Genomic DNA, 1793 nt, shown 5'->3' with positions numbered 1-1793 from the left:
GAAGTTCAATCCGAACCTGCTGCCGGAACAAGACAAGCAGATGATCGTGGCACTCTCCCAAGCGGTGGGTGCGCTGGCCGGCGGGATGACGGGCGGCCAATTGAATGATGCACTGGTGGGAAGTGGGATTGCTGGGAATGCGGTGGAGAACAACTATCTCTCGAAGAATGATGTGAAGATCATCAGTGATAAGTTGAAGCAATGCGCTGCCACGGACACGCAGTGCCGAGATGCGGTGGTGATGGAGGCCAAGCAATTGAGTGATGCGAATGACGCGAAGTTGAAGGCGTGTGATACCGTGAATTGCGTTAATGCCATCATCCACCAGATTTTTGGTGGCGCGCGCGATTTTGGCGATCTGTACGCAGCTGATCAGTCTAAAGATAACAAGGGAAAGCTCGCATTTGGTGCAATTTCGGACATGGAAACCAATTCACTCCTATTGGCGGCAAATATGGCGGCAGGCATCCCTATTTATTTGGATTCACATATTGATAAAGATAGTTTTTTGGTCAATGTAGAGAGTTTTAAATATACTCCTGGAAAGCCCGGAACATCTTACCAAGCTTATTACAGTGATTATGAGGATTACTTTGGAAGCACGAAGCAGCCTCATGAATACAGAACTACATCATCGGCTTGTGTCGTAGCACTGCTAAATTCTTGTGGGAACCCTGCTCAACAGTTTGACGCACTTCGTCGGTATGCAGGTCCTGGCACTGATGGAAAAAGCCTGGCTGGAAATGGTGTTGTGAGCTATTTGTCAGTCGTAACCTCGTTGGGCTATGTCACCCATCTAATAGATCCAGAAACAAGTAGTTTGATCAATATTACGGTTCCTGGTGCTCACGCCCTAGAGCCGGGATTTGTAATTCGCCAAGTAATTCCAGATGGGAAAGGTGGCTTTTCTGTGTCTACATCAGGATGGGGGACTGGTAGCAGCCCATTATCCAATTCTAACGAATGGGCGGCTGGGATGCTCTGGGGATGGAACACCAATACAATTGGGACTTCAGCGGCGATTAGTAAATGGCCATGGGATAGCGCGCCAAAGCAGCCTCGCTGCACTATAACGGCAGACGCTAATGGAAGGCAGGTGAGAGTATGCCAATGAAAGGCATGAATGGATTTCTCAGGTTGTTATCCGTTCCGATTTGCGCCGGTTTCGGAACAGGAATTTTTTTTCTCCTTGCGTCAATTATCTATCAAAATTATACTAAAACAAATGCGTTCGAATCAATTGTTTTTTTTGGAATTTTTGGGGGCATCATGGGGGCAGTAGTTGGTTGCCCAATGATTATTCTAGTTGAATGGAAAGGGTCAAGGCTGCCTTTTAAATACGTTTTATCTGCTATTTTTTGCGCCATTTTTGGATGGCTTTTAATTGACGGTGCTTTTGCAAAAGGAGCACTGATTAACATTTGGGGGAGTTCACACTTTTGGCTGGAGTTGGCTCCAAGAAGATTTTTTTTATACTCTTTGATTGGCCTTATTAGTGGGTTGCTTTACACTTTATTTGTTTTGGCAATAAACAAATTATTTCCGCCATCGAATAATATTCCTGATTAGCCCTGTCTCTCAGCCATGAAAATTACTCGGCATGCGCAGAGCCGGCTCCGGACAGGGCTTGCAACGCATCATCGCCGTGGCGAGTCGTGGCAGCATTTCGGGCAGGCGGAATCTGCGATTAAAGCGATAGGCGGCTTCGGCCAGTCAGCGGCAAGTCCGTCAACATGTTGGCTGGCAACGACCTTGCCGTGGTTGGCTCGACTGTGCTCGCAGACGGCAACGTG

The 1793-nt window shown here is 47.5% G+C and carries 2 protein-coding genes and 1 pseudogene; 2 read left to right on the top strand and 1 reads right to left on the bottom strand.

Annotation, left to right across the window (positions count from 1 at the left end):
• Together XpruCFBP8353_RS22970 and XpruCFBP8353_RS23650 are read left to right on the top strand one after the other, a co-directional pair.
• A partial coding sequence (locus XpruCFBP8353_RS22970) for a VENN motif pre-toxin domain-containing protein (protein WP_162301166.1) occupies window positions 1-1114 on the top strand: 1114 nt, incomplete at its 5' end.
• Window positions 1111-1569: a hypothetical protein gene (locus XpruCFBP8353_RS23650; RefSeq protein ID WP_133125714.1), complete on the top strand. Its 459-nt coding sequence runs from the start codon at window positions 1111-1113 to the stop codon at window positions 1567-1569. The genes XpruCFBP8353_RS22970 and XpruCFBP8353_RS23650, both read left to right, overlap by 4 nt.
• A gap of 9 nt (window positions 1570-1578) precedes the next feature.
• Here XpruCFBP8353_RS23650 and XpruCFBP8353_RS22965 read toward each other — a convergent pair.
• A pseudogene (locus tag XpruCFBP8353_RS22965) lies at window positions 1579-1713 on the bottom strand (IS1595 family transposase); the annotation flags it as partial.
• Window positions 1714-1793 lie beyond the last annotated feature (80 nt).

Source organism: Xanthomonas prunicola (genome assembly GCF_002846205.1).
Taxonomy (GTDB): Bacteria; Pseudomonadota; Gammaproteobacteria; order Xanthomonadales; family Xanthomonadaceae; genus Xanthomonas; species Xanthomonas prunicola.
Note: the sequence above shows the minus strand (reverse complement) of the source record. Positions and strands in the feature narration are given on the sequence as shown.